The organism is Sulfurimonas sp. (assembly GCF_028694895.1).
In the GTDB taxonomy this organism is placed as follows: domain Bacteria; phylum Campylobacterota; class Campylobacteria; order Campylobacterales; family Sulfurimonadaceae; genus Sulfurimonas.
The window spans coordinates 1-15,819 of record NZ_JAQVKA010000015.1; the positions used below are offsets into that span (position 1 = coordinate 1).

At 35.5% G+C, this 15,819-nt stretch carries 14 protein-coding genes; 6 read left to right on the plus strand and 8 right to left on the minus strand.

Annotated elements, in window-relative coordinates:
• Both PHI38_RS03540 and PHI38_RS03545 read right to left on the minus strand, forming a co-directional pair.
• Positions 1 to 1,100, minus strand: a 1,100-nt coding sequence (locus PHI38_RS03540; RefSeq protein ID WP_299852916.1) for an LON peptidase substrate-binding domain-containing protein, incomplete at its 3' end; no start/stop codon positions are given.
• Positions 1,090 to 2,460, minus strand: a complete 1,371-nt coding sequence (locus PHI38_RS03545; RefSeq protein WP_299852975.1) for an outer membrane protein assembly factor BamD — start codon at positions 2,458 to 2,460, stop codon at positions 1,090 to 1,092. The genes PHI38_RS03545 and PHI38_RS03540, both read right to left, overlap by 11 nt.
• 122 nt (positions 2,461 to 2,582) lie before the next feature.
• Between PHI38_RS03545 and fliW the strand changes: the two genes are divergently transcribed.
• The 6 genes from fliW to raiA all read left to right on the plus strand — a co-directional run bounded on the left by fliW (position 2,583) and on the right by raiA (position 10,218).
• Complete coding sequence (fliW, locus tag PHI38_RS03550; protein ID WP_299852918.1) at positions 2,583 to 2,963, plus strand: flagellar assembly protein FliW; 381 nt, start codon at positions 2,583 to 2,585, stop codon at positions 2,961 to 2,963.
• Between the two features lie 96 nt (positions 2,964 to 3,059).
• On the plus strand, positions 3,060 to 7,631 hold the full coding sequence (locus tag PHI38_RS03555; protein WP_299852920.1) for an Ig domain-containing protein: 4,572 nt from the start codon (positions 3,060 to 3,062) through the stop codon (positions 7,629 to 7,631).
• Entirely contained in the window at positions 7,625 to 8,242 is a 618-nt protein-coding gene (locus tag PHI38_RS03560; RefSeq protein WP_299852922.1) for a type II secretion system protein, read from the plus strand. The genes PHI38_RS03555 and PHI38_RS03560 overlap by 7 nt, the downstream gene beginning before the upstream one ends.
• The gene (locus tag PHI38_RS03565; RefSeq protein WP_299852924.1) at positions 8,242 to 9,162 is read left to right on the plus strand and encodes a type II secretion system protein; all 921 of its coding nucleotides are present in this window, start codon (positions 8,242 to 8,244) and stop codon (positions 9,160 to 9,162) included. Before PHI38_RS03560 ends, PHI38_RS03565 begins: the two co-directional genes overlap by 1 nt.
• Complete coding sequence (locus tag PHI38_RS03570) at positions 9,138 to 9,611, plus strand: hypothetical protein (RefSeq protein ID WP_299852926.1); 474 nt, start codon at positions 9,138 to 9,140, stop codon at positions 9,609 to 9,611. The genes PHI38_RS03565 and PHI38_RS03570 overlap by 25 nt, the downstream gene beginning before the upstream one ends.
• A 64-nt stretch (positions 9,612 to 9,675) precedes the next feature.
• Positions 9,676 to 10,218, plus strand: coding sequence for a ribosome-associated translation inhibitor RaiA (gene raiA / locus PHI38_RS03575; RefSeq protein WP_299852928.1), 543 nt, complete (start codon positions 9,676 to 9,678; stop codon positions 10,216 to 10,218).
• A 27-nt stretch (positions 10,219 to 10,245) separates the two neighbouring features.
• Here the strand turns inward: raiA and recG are convergent, their stop codons facing one another.
• From recG to ribH, 6 genes are all read right to left on the minus strand, one after another.
• Positions 10,246 to 12,072 carry an ATP-dependent DNA helicase RecG gene (gene recG, locus PHI38_RS03580; protein WP_299852929.1) on the minus strand — a complete coding sequence of 609 codons (1,827 nt, stop codon included), beginning with the start codon at positions 12,070 to 12,072 and terminating at the stop codon, positions 10,246 to 10,248.
• A 91-nt stretch (positions 12,073 to 12,163) separates the two neighbouring features.
• Positions 12,164 to 13,402, minus strand: a complete 1,239-nt coding sequence (locus PHI38_RS03585; RefSeq protein ID WP_299852931.1) for a pitrilysin family protein — start codon at positions 13,400 to 13,402, stop codon at positions 12,164 to 12,166.
• Positions 13,403 to 13,447: 45 nt separating this feature from the next.
• The gene (locus PHI38_RS03590) at positions 13,448 to 14,497 is read right to left on the minus strand and encodes a dehypoxanthine futalosine cyclase (RefSeq protein ID WP_299852933.1); all 1,050 of its coding nucleotides are present in this window, start codon (positions 14,495 to 14,497) and stop codon (positions 13,448 to 13,450) included.
• A 10-nt stretch (positions 14,498 to 14,507) separates the two neighbouring features.
• Complete coding sequence (locus PHI38_RS03595; protein WP_299852935.1) at positions 14,508 to 14,942, minus strand: DUF302 domain-containing protein; 435 nt, start codon at positions 14,940 to 14,942, stop codon at positions 14,508 to 14,510.
• A complete protein-coding gene (nusB, locus tag PHI38_RS03600) occupies positions 14,943 to 15,350 on the minus strand; it encodes a transcription antitermination factor NusB (RefSeq protein ID WP_299852937.1) in 408 nt (135 codons plus the stop codon). It lies immediately after the preceding gene.
• 2 nt (positions 15,351 to 15,352) lie between these two features.
• Positions 15,353 to 15,817, minus strand: coding sequence for a 6,7-dimethyl-8-ribityllumazine synthase (gene ribH / locus PHI38_RS03605; RefSeq protein ID WP_299852938.1), 465 nt, complete (start codon positions 15,815 to 15,817; stop codon positions 15,353 to 15,355).
• Positions 15,818 to 15,819 lie beyond the last annotated feature (2 nt).

The window sequence follows — 15,819 nt, forward strand, 5'->3', positions numbered from 1 at the left end:
CCAGGAGGTCCGTTAAAGCAGATGATTGCTCCTGAATCACTCTTTATGCCTCTTAATTCCATAAGTTCTTTAACTGCAAAAAATTCTGCAATTCTTGTTTTTGGTTTCTCTAGTGAGAAGTGATCTTTATCAAGCTGGGCTTCTACTTCACTAATCTTTAGCTTTTTTTTGCTCTCCTCGCCAAAAGGAATCTCTAACGCCCAGTCAAGATATGTCTGAGTCATAGAAGCATCAGATGAGTCTGGATGCATTCTAGAGAATCTCTCTAGTTGCTTATTTACTTCTTTATAAGCTTCTGCACTCATCTTCTCTTTTTTGGCTTCAAGCTTTTTTCTATACTCTTCTAACTCTTCATCTCTTGAAGTATCACTTCCAAGTTCTTTTTGAATTTGCTTTAACTGCTCTTTTAAAAAGTACTCTTTATTTACCTTCTCTATATGTGTATGAACTTTTGAGCGAATCTCTTTTTGAAGTTTATTTGCTTCAATTTCATCAATTATATGCTCTATTAAATCTAAAAATCTTTTTTCTGTATTTGCTTCGACAAAAAGTGCATATGCTTGCTCTTTTTTTAACTTTATAGTGCTACAAATTAGATCAATTATGCGATTATAATCATGATTTTCCTCTATAGTTCTTAGTAAATCTGGAGGAAAATAGTTACTAACAGCTGCTAGTTTTCTAACTTTCTCACGTAAAATCTCAAGTATTGCATCAATCTTTAAAGAGTTTATATTATTTGCCTCTATAACATCAACCGTTGCTATTAGAGGGTTTTCGCTTATCTTAGCAAAAGTTTTTGCACGTGCTAGTCCTTGAAAAAGAACTTTTACTCTTCCATCTGGCAGAGCTACTTTACGCATGATAGAACCAACAACTCCAGCATCATAAAGAGCTTCAAAGCCTCTCTCTCCTTCATGTGAAGGTTTTGTAGGACAAACTATTACTAATGAGCCCTCTTCCATAGCTTTTGTTGCTGCTTTTATATTACTCTCATCACTTAAAAAAAGTGGTGCTATCATAAATGGGTATAAGAAAATTTCATCTTCTGCAATAACTGGTATATTTGCAGGTAAATTACTATAATCGCTAAGCTTCATTACTTTTTATTTCCTTTTTTAAATCGCTGTTACTTGAGAATGGATTAAAAATATCGTACCAGCTAGAACTGTCTTCTTCTTTTGGCTCTATTTTTTCCATTTCCGGCTCAACTGTTTCTACTGCATTGCTTGAAAATGGATTGAAAATATCGTACCAACTAGAGGTGTCTTCTACTTCTGGTTCTACTTTTTGTACTTCAACTGCAGCATCACTAGCTGTTGCGCTTGTTGTCCATGGTATCATGAAATCATACCAACTAGAACTGTCTTCTTCTTTTGGTTCTACCTTTTGCACTTCTGGTTCAACTGTTTCTAATGTATCGCTTGAGAATGGGTTAAACATATCATACCAACTTGAAGTATCTTCTTCTTTTACTTCTACCTTTTCTGCTTCTGGTTCTACTTTTTGTACTTCAACTACAGCATCACTAGCTTCTGCGCTCGTTGTTCCTGGTATCATGAAATCATACCAGCTAGAACTGTCTTCTTCTTTTACTTCTACCTTTTCTATTTCTGGTTCAACCGTTTCTACTGCATTGCTTGAGAATGGGTTAAACATATCATACCAACTAGAGGTGTCTTCTACTTCTGGCTCTACCTGTTGTACTTCTGGCTCAACAGCTTCTACTATCTCTTCTTCTTCAGAGATAGAATTTCTAGATACTACACTTTTTGTATCTGGTATCATAAAATTATACCAACTCGAAGTTCCATCCCCTTCAAACCAAGCACGATACCAAGAAGCATTAGCTCTATCTATCTCATCTAAGATTATCCATGGCTGAGGATTTACTGCTCTATAATAAGCAGCTGCTTTTGGCTTATCTAGCCTATCATATAGGTCTGATATCTCTTCGTTTAATACAAACTGTGCAAGGTAAAGACGAGTAAGCATAGTATTTACTACTTCATAATACATAGAATCAGGATATGTTTGTTTAAAGAGTTCACCTTGCGCTATCGCTTCATCGATTAAAACTTGATCTCGTCTTGGATGTGGAAGTGCTTTGTATTTTGCTTTTATTTTTAAAAATTCTGCATCTTCTTTCTCATTTGGCGTTGCATATCTTTTTATATACTCATCTAAAAAATGCTCACTAAGTAGATACTCTTCTTGTTGCATATGTGCGATAGCTAGCATCATCGTTGCTTCAGGAAGAAGTGGTGAGCCTATATGCTCGCCTTGGAGCGAACTGTAGTAGTTATCCGCATGTTCTAAATCTCCGCTAGAGACTTGTTCAACTATCTTAGAGTACCAATACATAGCCGGTTTGTTATACTCTTCTATATTTTTAGAGCAGCCATTAAAGAGTAGCACAAGCGAGGCAAAAGCGATTAGTGTATAGTTTTTTGATATCATCAAATATTATCCTGATTGTAAATAGGATGTTATTTTATCTAAAACATATATAACGCTTATTAAACTAGGTATATTTTATGCTTTAAGTGTTACAATTAACAAAATTAACAGCAAGGGTTTTTATGAGATTTGATATTTGTGTACCTATTTTAGGCTTTGAAAATGTGAAAGAAGTGACTTTGGAAAAAATTGATGACGCTTTTATGCGCATGCAATCCACTACCGAAGAACATATATCTTTCACACTTATAAACCCTTTTGTGCTAAGAGAGTACGATTTTGAGATTTCAGATGCAACTCAAGCATTGTTAGAAGTAGATGAAAAATCAAACATACTTATTTTAAATATCATCATAATTCAAACTCCAGTGGAAGACTCTGTTGTAAACTTTATTGGTCCAATGGTCTTTAATACGGACAACAAAAGAGCCGCGCAAATAGTTCTCTCAGAATCTACAAAATATGGAGTTGCTGAAAAAATTTCTCTTTATTTGAAAAAGTGAGTTTTTATTTAATATAAACTATAATAAGCAATTATTAAGTGTACTTATATGTATAATGTAAGATTATAAACTAATAGTTACTTATTTGGAGATTATATGAAAACTGTAAAGTACTTTTCACGACTTATTCCTCTTTTTACACTGTTGCTCTTTTTTTCTTCTATTTTATTTGGAGATGGCGGATCAAACGATAGCTGTAACGGTGAACAAATTAGTGAACTGCATTCTATCTCTTCTACAATAAGTCGTACGGAGTCAGGAACCTTATACGATGGTGCTGGTACTGATGATGATAACGATTACTACTATTTTAAACCAGGGGTTGCTGGGAAATTAAGTATCAGCTACACCTCAAATTATTCAACAGATTTATACATTTCAAATGTTTCATGCGGAGACAACAGAGTCTTAAATAATGGGACAAGTTATTCAAATACAAATATTACAGTTACATCAGCACAAACAATTTATATACGAATTAAACGTGAAATAGATAATAAAACTACAACTTATAGCCTCCCTATGACTTTTACTATAGCGCCTCAAAATCCTCCTATAATGAATGATATTCCAGATCATACAGCAAGAGTTGGAACTCCTATTTCTCTTAAAGCTAGTGATTATGTAACTTTGACTGATGGTGATCCTGTTATTGCCTATAAATTAACTGGGACTCTACCTGCTTGGCTCTCGTTTAATACTACAACAGGAGTATTTAGTGGTACGCCTACAGCAGTTGCCCTGCCGGTGGCTTTTAGCATAATAGCCGTAGACAATGATGGTGAGTCAACTACTGATAACTTTACTATTACGGTTTCTCCACCTTTAACGGAAACAATAGGTGGAAGAGACTTTACACAACGAACTCAAGAGAATCTTTTTGGAGATGTAAGAGTAATAGGTAATACCGTATTGTGTATTTTGAGCAGTGGCTCATGTGTAGAGCCAACTTCTATTACAGACTCAAATGCTGATACAAATCTTCAAAAAGCACCTGTTTCTTACTCTACTCTTACTCTTGATGCAAATGCAACTGTAGAGTACGCTCGTATATACTGGCAAGGACGTAAAGCCGAAAGTAGCTCATGGGACGCTGCTTCTAAAGCAGCAGCTGGGACTATAGGCCTCAGAAAAGGTAGCACTGGGGCCTTTAGCTCTCTGAGTGCTGATATAAAAGATTTTGACACAACAAGTAATATACCTATATATTCAGCAAGCGCAGATGCTTCAAGCGTTGTTAATGGAAGCGGAACATATTATATAGATGCAGCAAACTTTTATACATTAACTGGAGATACAAGCGATGGCTTGGGAGCTTACGGTGCATGGGTTCTTGTTGTAATCTATAAAGATCCTAATGAGACAAGTGCAAGAAATATAACTATTTTTGATGGCTATAAACAAATAACAAAAGATATTGGTAGTATTGACGTATCAGTTAGCGGTTTTTTAAGTCCAAGAGCAGGTCCTGTTGACTCTAAAGCTTATGTCTTTGCAGCAGAAGGTGATAAATATATAACTGGCGACCGTCTGAAAATGGCAGGAGCAACTTACAACACAACTCTGCAAGATTTAAATGGAAGTAACGCTTTTGATTCTAGGGTTAATGTAGATGGAGTAAGAAGTCCTAACTTGACTAACAATAATGGTATTGATATCCACAAATACGATGTAGGCACTACTAGTGGAGCAAAAAATATTATTACAAACAACGAAACAGGCGCAAAATTTCAATTTACTTCGACCCAAGATACATATTTTCCATCACTAATTGTATTTTCCGCAGAACTCTACCTCCCGCAAATGTGTTATGACTACTCAATAAGACAAGATGGGCGTTACCTTGATGTTGATAGAGATGCTTATCCAGTAGCTAGACTAGACTCTACCGTATCAGATTCGGACTTAGAAATTGTAGTTTATCTTAAAAATATAGAGGCCGACATAGCCGCAGAGGGGATAGCACTTAAAGCAGATGTTAATGACACTATTTTTGATCAGATAGGGAATATCTATACTTCAAATGTGAATGGTTCTTCGCTTATTGACAGAGGAGCGCCAACTCTAACTACTCTTCTTTGTGATTATGATGAAAATGGAGACAACTCATTAGCAAATAATGGGTGCACAAACGGTCATGATATAAGAAAAGGCAACGGTTCTTTAGATGCGGGACAGTATATTTATACAAAATACAAACTTAGTCCTAAGAATGTAAGTGGCTTAGGAGAGATTGATGAGCCTCTTGGTTTATCCTTAAGATATTATATAACTGCCGGAGGAAATAAGATTGTATATCCTGACTATCTACTTGGCGGAGTAAACATTCCATTATGCCCACCTACAGGCTCATACACACCTACATGGGGGCAGTTTAATGTTGTAAAAAGTGGTCAAGATAATGATGATATAAAAAATAATCTAAACACACAAATATCTAGAAATCCATTTGATGTGGCTGTTGTCTTTGACTCAACTCCTTCAACTGGAAATAATCAAGCTCCAGCTTCAGATATAGCTACAACCGTATTAGTTGAAATAATCGACATTGATTCATTTGGAGATATCAATGCATCTTGTTCAAATCCAGATTCAAGTCTATCAACGCCTATATTTGTTCCCATTAATTTTACCCCTGGAAATTATCAAGCTAATGTACCTTCACAAGATGCAGATTATTATAACTTTGCTGTGAAAAATGCAGCCTTTCGCGTATGGTATTTTAATGATAGCAATGGGTCGTTAATTCAAGATTGGAGTGCTGCTACTTTAAACAACAACAAAACTCTCTCTGGTATTTCAAATTTATATAATAGTGCTACTCATGCTTATTGCGCAACTTCTTGTAGCGACTCTACATCTGTTAACTGTTTTAACTGCATAAAAGCAAACTACGCTCAACCATTATGCTCAAGAGACAACTTCTCTATTCGTCCTGAATCATATGATTTAAGAATTTTTGATGTGAATAAAAAACTCCCTGATTATAATATAAAGACAGATCCATCAAATCTAAAGAACACAACAAAGATAGACCTTACAACTCAATATGGTTACTCTCCACTAACTTCTCCTTCTTCAAGAATGAGCATAGCAGCTGGATATAATTACCGATTTGACATTACAGCTACAGGACATAATGGAATCTCTGCAGTACCTGGTTACACACGCTACTTTAATGGAGCCCCTGAGTATAAGGCAACTTTGTTTTGGGATCCACAATCACCTAAAACTGGATGTAATAGCACTTCTAATAGAGAAGATATCCCTTTTTATGTTGCAAACGGAATAATGCAAAATGAAGAGCGTTTCCATTCAGAAGTTGGAGAATATAGACTAAACTTAATTGATAACTCTTGGACGGCAGTAGATTCGTCAAATATGTCTCACCACGATACAAGCGTAAGTGGTGCTTTTTCTGCTGGAGAGGATTGTATCTTAAACTCTACATCATCGGCTTTAGCTGGAGGAAGATATGGATGTACGATAAGTACCAATCATGGAAGTGATGGAGGCGGTCGTACATATAAAGATCATGATCTTACATTTCATCCGTATTGGTTTGATATGAGAGCTATTAACGTCTCTAGAGGAGTAGATGATAACAAAACATTTGATGCAAATTCATCTATTTATATGTCTGATTTATTTATAAATGATGATATGGCATTTCATTTATATGGATTTGTAAGTGCGCTTGGTGAAAATAATGCAACACTTAGTAACTTTGTTGAAGATTGCTATGCTCAACCAATAAATTTAACTATCAATAAATCATCTATTTCAGGTGCCGTCGCCTACCAGTCAACATTCAATAGCTTTGACCAATTTGGCGTTAGCAATTTAGTATCTGCAGTACCTGTACCATGGATACAAGATATGAACGATAGTGTACAAAACTTTTGGCCAGTTCCTGTTACTTCATTTGATAAAGATATGACTGGCTCGATCCAAATTACACAAAATTTAAACTTCGATAGAAATATTACAATTGTAATGAATCCAGAAGTGTTAATCTTTTCAACTTATAATGCAAACTGTACTACACCAGCGAACTGTAGGATGAGTGCTGATTTAAAATTAGACTACGAAACAGGTGGCTACCGTGATTTAAATAGAACTGATATACCTAATACTAGGATATCACTTAAACATTATTACGGCCGTACACACGCTTCAAAACAGAGATATGATGGAAATACAGGCCCTGCAAATATTTACTTTGAAGTTTACTGTTTTGGTACAGTTGGAGGTAATACATGCAACAAATCACTACTTCCAAACGGAATTAATTCAAAAAGAATTAATGATGCAAGATGGTATATGAATGAAAATCATGACATAACCAATGATGGGTCTGTAGGAATAGTTTTACAAAGAGGTGGGGCAAATGTTGCGGCTGATAAGGTAGATGCAACAGACAATCCTCTTGGAAATCCATCTGTTACTACGCTTAACTATGATGGAAGCAGTGGATACCCATATAAAACAACTATGCAAAATGAAGCATCGTCTTGGCTGATATATAATGAAAATGACCCAACAGCTACTAGAAATGAGTTTCAAGTTGAGTTTGACAGTTCTAGTGGATGGAGTGGAGCGCATGATACAAATACAACAACTAAAAACCGTTCAGGAACAACTACAAATAGGAGAGTAATTTGGTAAGAACTAGAAAAGCTCTCCACAGAGCGGCTTTTACTCTTATAGAGCTTATATTTGCAATTATTATTATGTCTATAGCCATAGTATCTCTACCTATGATGATGCAAATTAATTCCGATGGAGTTGAAAGAGGAATAGTTCAAGAAGCCATCTTTGCTGCTTCTGCTGAACTTATGGGCGCTACTACATACTACTGGGACGGAAGATCTACTGAAGATTTCAACTTAAGTAAATATTCTAGAGTTGTTGATGTTGATGGAGACTGTAATGCTGATAGACAAAGACTTGGACATATAAACAGAAGATGTCTTGATAGTAGTGCTGCTGGTGGAGTAAATTACACAACCGAAGATAATGCAACGTTTGGACTAAACAGAAGTGTTCATGGTGATGAAACTATGTTTGATAGTCCAGACGCTGAAGCAGCAGGTTATAAACAAAACTATACAAGCTTAATGGGCATAACTCAAGGTTTAGATATAAATGGCTTAGCAAGTAATAACGTAAAAGTATTAACTGTATCAGTTTTTGACACAACTCCAGTACTCTTAACTAGACTACGAATCTACAGTGCAAACGTAGGCGAAGTAGAATACTATAAGAGGAGATTTTGATGCGTAGAGCTGCCTTTACACTCTTAGAGCTTATCTTTGTTATAGTTATTATGGGCTTTCTTGCAAATTATGGCGTTGAATTGTTATCTAAGGCGTATAAAAGTTTTATCTTTACAAAAATAAATAACTCCCTTCAAGCAAACAGTGCAATGGCTGTTGAAACTATAGCAGCAAGGTTACAGTACCGTATAAAAGACTCTGTTATAGCTAGACAAACAGATGGAAACTTCCAAGCACTTGCAGGAAACACTGATTTAACTGCTCCAATTTTGCAGTGGGTCGGTTATGACATAGATGCTCTTCGCGGAGATAGTGCAGCTGCACCTATACTGCCTCTATGGAGTGGGATTATTGATATGGATTTATCAAACACAAATACTCTTGTATCTCCATCTACAAATACGGCTGAGTTGCAAACTCTTATCTCTGCACTTTCTAATGCTGGCAGTGGTATAGACAATGCTGCTCTATATTTTATCGGTTCAGATAGTGATATACAAACTGGATATGGATGGAACGGTGCTGCAGTTGCAACACAAAACGAAGCGATGCACCCTATAAGAAGAAGCGTCGTAGCTGGCGAAGAGAACCGTTTTATACCTATAAATGGTGCTACTGGTGTTGATAATAATTTTAATGGTGCTGATATTTATGAGTATTATCAACTCGCATGGACTGCTTATGCTGTTGGTATAAGAGACTATAACGCAACTACAAACACTGGTACGCTGATGCTATATTATAACTATCAGCCATGGAGAGGTGAAACCTATTTAGCAAATGGAACTGCTGTAAAACTTATGGACAATGTCAGTACATTTAGATTTATGGCAGCTGGTTCTATCTTAAAAATAGAAGTGTGTGTAAATTCTGATTTGATGGAGGATTACTCTTTATGCAAAGAAAAAACAGTATTTTAGAGTTGAACTCTCTCATAATAAAAAACGCTTCCTCAAAACGTTCAGGCTTTGCCATGATAGCAGCTATAATAGTTATCATCATAATAGCTACTATTATGACTCTCTCACTATCTCTAACAGCTCAAACAAGCAAAAGAACTGTAGATATGTATATATATGAACAAGTTGCTCTACATGCTAAAAGTGCGGCTGAATTAGCGATGCTAGAGATTGCTAAAAATGGTTGCACAAATAACCTAAATACTACACTTGATGGTATTTATGATGTAAATATTTCTATGCGTTATATTTATACTGCAACTGTTGGTGCTTGCAATGACTATTTTAACATAACAACACCGGACCAAAACGGCTCAGTTTTGATGGATATAACAGTAAGTGTAAACACAGCTCAAAACATTTCTACAGAGCCTATACGCTACTTTAGGCGAACCATCCAAAAACTCTAAATTGTAAAGATTCTAAACTATTTAATGTTATAATCTTTTATATTTAGAGACTAAAGGATTAAAGATGAATATAACATTAACTGGACGTAATATTGAGCTAACAGATGCTATCAAAACGCATATGCGCACTTCAATACAAACGCTTGAAAAATACAATATGGACATTATTTCTGTGAGCGTTGTAGCTTCAACTCAAATAAAAAAAGGCAAAGATCGCTCAGTTGTTGAGTTTCTAATAAATTTAGCGCGCAAAAACTCAATCGTTATTGAGCAGAGTGACCAAGACCTTTATGCTGCTATAGATTTAGCAATCGCAAGAGCACAAAAAGCTATACACCGTATACAAAACAGAGAAAATGAGCATTATAAAGAGGGAATAAACGAAGCAAAAATCCAAGCTAACACTTCTATAAACTTAAATGAAGAGAGTGAAGCTATGGAAGATGAAATCATTCCAGTAGAGCTAACTCTTTATAAACCTCGCGAAGTTGAAGATGTTTTAAATGATATAAAAGAGAACAAAAAACTCTTTGAAATCTTCATAGACAATGATGGTAAAACAAGAGTGCTATACAAAAGAAATGACGGTAGATTCGGACTTTACTAACAATCTGGTAAAAGGAAGCAATTCCTTTTACTCCACTTTTAAATTCTTTAAATCATCTTTTACCATTTTTACTATTTCTACGTCTTCTGCTAAATCAATCCATTTAAACTGATTTCCACTTTGGTTATGCCCTCTTAATAAATCTCCACCTTTTCTGAATTTTAGATCAAGATTTGCTATATCAAACCCACTTGTAGTCTGTACAAACTTATCAAGACGCTCAGATGTCTGCTGGTTTGTATATAAAAAGCAGTATCCCTTCAGTCCTGTTCTACTAACCCTTCCACGAAGTTGATGCAAAGTTGAAAGACCTAATCTCTCTGCACCAACTATCACTACAGTGCTAAGACGAGATAACGATATACCAACTTCAACAACTGTTGTAGCGATAAGAATATCTCCTTTTTTATCGAACTCTCTTAGTACCTCTTCTTTATCTCTGTCTTTACCATGAGTTACATAAACATTCTCAAATCTATCTTCCCAAAAGCCTCTTGCCTCATCAATACTTTGATACTCTAAAACTTCACTTTGCTCTACAAGCGGATATACAAGAAGCACTTGATTGCCAAGAGTAATCTCATTCTTTATATGTTCTAATAGCTCTTTAAAATCACTCTTATGTATAACTTTACTTGCAATGTCTTTTTTAAAAGGTGTTGAAGTGATAAGTGAAACATCAATATGAGCTGTCTCTATCATAGCTTGTGTTCTTGGAATTGGCGTTGCTGAGAACTGTAAAAAGTGTGGTTTTGCATCTGAATTTTTGATACCATTATTTTGTTGACTTACCAATTTTTCTAGTAAATTTCTCTGCGCTGTTCCAAAACGGTGCTGCTCATCCACCATAACAAGAGTAGCCTTTGGTAGTTCTCTATATAAAAGAGCATGTGTACCGATGATAAAGTCATACTCATCTAGTTCCATACTTTTATTTTTACTTGTAAATAATGCAATTCTCATCATCGGGAGATATTTTTTTGCCTCTTCATATATCTGGTTTGCAAGTATAGTAGTTGGTGCCATGAGTATTGAGCGATTAGGATAGTTCATAAGCGCTGAGGCTAAGATAACCATAGTTTTTCCGCTTCCAACATCTCCAACTATCATCCTTCTAGCAGCATATCCATTTTTAAAATCGGCTTTTATATCATCTATCGTCTCTATTTGCTCGCTTGTTAGTACAAATGGTAAGCTCTTTGCCCATGCTTTGTAGTTACTTGGCGAGGAGGAGAGTGAAGGATAGTAGCGTCTCTTATTTGTCAATTCTCTCATGTAAATAAAAAGTTCTGTATATTTAAGAGCTTTTAATATATTCTCATCTACCTCTCTTAGATTTGGTATTACGTTTTGTGGAAAATGCAGTTTTAAAAGTTCATCTGCTATATCTTCTCTAAGCCCCTCTAAGAGCAAATTTTCTTTATTTAAGGTACTTTGTATAAGACGCAGCATTACATCACTTCTAAGAGCTGATTTGTACTTTGGAGTTATAGCGCCAATAGTTGTGACTTTTTTTGGCATACTTATACTACACGCCCCACCTTTGCACTCAATCATCCCATAGTAATAGTCTCTCTCACCGACTTTAAATTGATGCATCATATATGGTTTTGGATGAAATATAACACCCATAACTACATGTGAGAAGTTATGGGCAAAAAAAGTGATTTGAAGTGAGTTAGCAGACCTATATACAGCCTCAACAGTGGCATCAATGAGTTGCATGGAGTGAGGTTGAAGTTTAGAGCTAAGTCGTAAATCTTCATAAAGAGAAGGAACAAACAAGGAGAGTTCAGAATAGCTAGTGATACCTAGCTTTTTAAACTTATCATGTTGCTCTTTTGTAATGTCCATCTTAAATCCTTAGTATCAAATACTATCTTTTCTTATGAACTAAGTATAAAAATATTGCGTTTTGCAATATTTATTTGATTAAAGAAATGCGTTACTTAGTAACTATCGCAAAACTCATCTCTAAAATCTCAGTATGCTCTTTGATGAATTTGTTCAACTCTTTAAGCTCAAGATTTTTAATAAGCTCTAACTCTCTATCTGAGTGCCCAAGTTTATGCCCATTGTAGTACTCCATAAAAGTACGGTTTAGTCTTTGACTCATAGTCTCTACTCTAAGAGGCTCGCTTCCTAGTAAAAACTTTTTAGTCTGCTCTAGCTCGCTTTTTTTAACACCGTTTTTTACAAAATCTTCTACTATATCTTTAACACTTTTTTTTGCTTCTTCAAGAGAGCCTAACTTTGTTTGTAGATGTCCATTCATACTGCAGCTTGATTTTGTAGCATCAAGTCTTGCATAAGCAGAATAGGCAAGTCCTCGTTTTACTCTAATCTCTTCCATAAGTCTTGAGCCAAAACCGCCAGCTCCTAGAATGAAAGTAGCAACTCTTGCTTTATAATAATCATCAGAATCTACCGAGATATGATAAGGTGAGCCAAAATAAACATAGGCTTGTTGTGTATCTTTTTTTATCACCTTCTCTTTAGGCTCTTTTGTTATTTCGTACTTTATGACTTCACTACTCTTACCAACACTTAAAGAGTCTATTATTTTTATAACTTTAGGCTTTATCTCTTTTATATCTGTATCGCCGCCAACAACTACAATGAGTTTTGAAGAGACAAGGTTTTCTTTTATGAAATTCTTTACATCATCAAGCTCTATGCTTTTAACACTAGCCACCGTTCCAGAAGATGGTTGCGCAAGTACGCTGCCCTCAAAAAGAAGCGCTTTGAGTTCATTTGCAGCTATATAATCAAAGTCGTTCTCTTTGTTTGCCAAAGAGCCAAGTGTTGATGTTTTGATTTTTTTTATAACTTCTGGCGTGAGGTTTGGATCACTTAGTAGCATATGAAGGTATTTTAAACCTTCATCAAACTCCTCTTTTAGGCATCCTAGCTCTATAACAAAAGTCTCCTTACCGCTTGAAGCAGATATATGAATAGCTTTACTCTCTAATGCCTCTGCGAATGCGCTTGAGCCTAGCTTTTTAGTCCCTTCGTTCATAAATTTTGCACTAAATTTAGCTAAACCAGCTTTTTTTGTATCTGATATGCTTCCACTGTTTTTAAAGACAAGTTGCATAGTTATTAGTGGCAATCTTTTGTCTTGTTCAAAAATAAGAGGTACATTTACATCTTTTGTTTTTATCTCATCTATTGTTGTTGCCATTATTATATTTCCTAAAATCAGTAGTGTTAAAATTATTCTATTCATCTATGCAAATTTCTCTAAAATCTCATAAGCAGTATTTCTCTTTGCTGGTATTTCACCCATATCTTTTATGAGATGTATCATCTCCTCTTTTGCCATCTTGTATGCGGCACCTGCAGAGCTTACAACATTTTCTTCCATCATGGTTGAACCCAAGTCATTTGCCCCAAATCTAAGAGCCATCTGCCCTATATAAGGCCCTTGCGTAACCCATGAGCTTTGAATATTTGGCACATTATCAAGGTAGAGTCTAGCAACTGCTAAAAGTCTTAAGTAGCGGTTTGAAGATGGTTTTTCCATATCTGGAATAAGCTTTAAAAGTTCAGTATTTTGACCTTGAAAACTCCACATGATAAAGGCACGAAAACCGCCAGTCTCATCTTGAAGTCTTCTTACCATATCAAAGTGCTCTATTATCTCTTCATCACTCTCAACAGTTCCATACATCATGGTTGCAGTTGACATGATGTCTAGTTTATGCGCTTGACGGTGCACATCAACCCAAACTTCACTATCTATTTTCTTAGGAGCGATAATATCACGAACTTTATCACTTAGTATCTCTGCACCTGCTCCAGGGATTGAAGCTAGACCTTTAACTTTTAGTCTCTGTAAAACTTCTTGTATAGTTATGCGTGAGACTTTTGCAATAAAATCAAGCTCTATGGAAGAAAAGCCATGAATCGTAATTGTCGGGTATTTAGTATGGATATGCTCAACCAAATCTTCATACCACTCTATCTTTAGTTTCGGATGAACTCCACCTTGAAAAAGTATCTGCGTTCCACCGATTTCTAAAAGCTCATCTATCTTAGTGTCTATCTCATCAAATGTTAAAACATAAGCATCTTCATCTTTTTCATGTCTGTAAAATGCACAAAATTTACAATCAACCCAGCAGATATTTGTATAGTTTATATTTCTATCCACTACAAAAGTAGTAATTCCCTCTGGATGAAGCTCTTTTTTTCGAGCACTTGCCATACGTCCAAGCTCTTTTAAGTCTGCATATTTTATAAGCTCTAACGCCTCTTTTTTGCTTAGTCTATTCATAATTCTCTCTTTAGTTCGTTGCTTTAGCAATGATAGCACTTAGACCTTTATCCATTGCCTCTAACTCTTCTTTGTTACTTAATTTAAAATCTACTTTAAGCGCACTTACATCTCTAAATGCAACTTTTACATTAGCTGTAGAATCTTTAAAAATCAAAACACGCAAAGGCAAATCAAGTGCACTTAATATATTTTCTTGCATAAGTTTTGTGCCAGCCTTTGGGTTTCCAAAGAGTATGACTTTTGCTTCAGCCATCTCCATATTAACATTCTTAGCATTTTGTTTATGATCGATGATTGTAAATACTTCAAAACCTTTGGATATAACTATCTCTTTTATCTTTTGTGTAGTCTCTGAGACAGAGTATTTACTCTGTATTATATTGATATCATTTGCATTTAAACTTACTAAACATATCAAGATAAGAAAAAGTTTCTTACTCACTTATATAACTTCTTTATCTTTAGAAATCGCGTCAAGCACACCGTTTATAAACTTTGGTGATTGCTCAGTTCCAAACGCTTTTGTAATCTCAACTGCTTCATTTATAACAACTGCAGAGTCAAGTTCACCAAAAAGTATCTCATAAGTTGCCAGTCTAAGAGTAGCTCTCTCGATAGCTCCAAGACGTTCAAAATCCCAATCTTTAAGATGCTTTACAATTGCTATGTCAACTGGAGTTATGTTTGCCATAACACCCTCATAAAGAGTAAGTGCAAAATCTTTTTGTTTGTTTCGAATCTTCTTCTCTTCTAAAATCTCATCTGTATGTTCAGCAATGTTTCCATTACCCAAATCAAATGCGTACAGCAGGCTTACAACTGCCATTCTGGCTTGATGTCTAGTTGCCATGCTTAGAGATTCTCATACAAATCAAGCATCTCAATAACAACAGTCATCGCTTCAAAACCTTTGTTTCCAGCTTTTGTTCCAGCTCTCTCTATTGCTTGCTCAATCGTATCAGTAGTTAAGAGTCCAAATGAGACTGGTTTTTGATACTTAAGACTCATAGTTGCGATTCCCTTTGTAGCCTCAGCAGAGACATAATCAAAGTGTGGAGTAGCCCCGCGAATAACAGCACCAAGTGCGCAAATAGCGTCATACTTTTTACTAGCTAGCAGTTGATCAACTATCATAGGAAGTTCAAATGCCCCCGGAACTAAAACATGTGTCAAATCTGCTTCATCCCCGCCATGACGAGCAAAAGCATCTTTTGCACCCTCAACTAATCTATCAACAATAAAATGGTTCCATCTTGTACTAACAATAGCAATTTTCTTGCCGTTTACTACTTTTAATTTGCCTTCAATTAACTTCATTT

Excerpts from the sequence above, each read along its gene's own strand:
- PHI38_RS03555 (WP_299852920.1), top strand. The coding sequence starts at position 3,060 with ATGAAAACTGTAAAGTACTTTTCACGACTTATTCCTCTTTTTACACTG.
- PHI38_RS03585 (WP_299852931.1), bottom strand. The coding sequence starts at position 13,402 with ATGGCAACAACAATAGATGAGATAAAAACAAAAGATGTAAATGTACCT.
- PHI38_RS03565 (WP_299852924.1), top strand. The coding sequence starts at position 8,242 with ATGCGTAGAGCTGCCTTTACACTCTTAGAGCTTATCTTTGTTATAGTT.
- nusB (WP_299852937.1), bottom strand. The coding sequence starts at position 15,350 with ATGGCAACTAGACATCAAGCCAGAATGGCAGTTGTAAGCCTGCTGTAC.
- PHI38_RS03590 (WP_299852933.1), bottom strand. The coding sequence starts at position 14,497 with ATGAATAGACTAAGCAAAAAAGAGGCGTTAGAGCTTATAAAATATGCA.
- PHI38_RS03570 (WP_299852926.1), top strand. The coding sequence starts at position 9,138 with ATGCAAAGAAAAAACAGTATTTTAGAGTTGAACTCTCTCATAATAAAA.
- raiA (WP_299852928.1), top strand. The coding sequence starts at position 9,676 with ATGAATATAACATTAACTGGACGTAATATTGAGCTAACAGATGCTATC.
- recG (WP_299852929.1), bottom strand. The coding sequence starts at position 12,072 with ATGGACATTACAAAAGAGCAACATGATAAGTTTAAAAAGCTAGGTATC.
- fliW (WP_299852918.1), top strand. The coding sequence starts at position 2,583 with ATGAGATTTGATATTTGTGTACCTATTTTAGGCTTTGAAAATGTGAAA.
- PHI38_RS03545 (WP_299852975.1), bottom strand. The coding sequence starts at position 2,460 with ATGATATCAAAAAACTATACACTAATCGCTTTTGCCTCGCTTGTGCTA.
- ribH (WP_299852938.1), bottom strand. The coding sequence starts at position 15,817 with ATGAAGTTAATTGAAGGCAAATTAAAAGTAGTAAACGGCAAGAAAATT.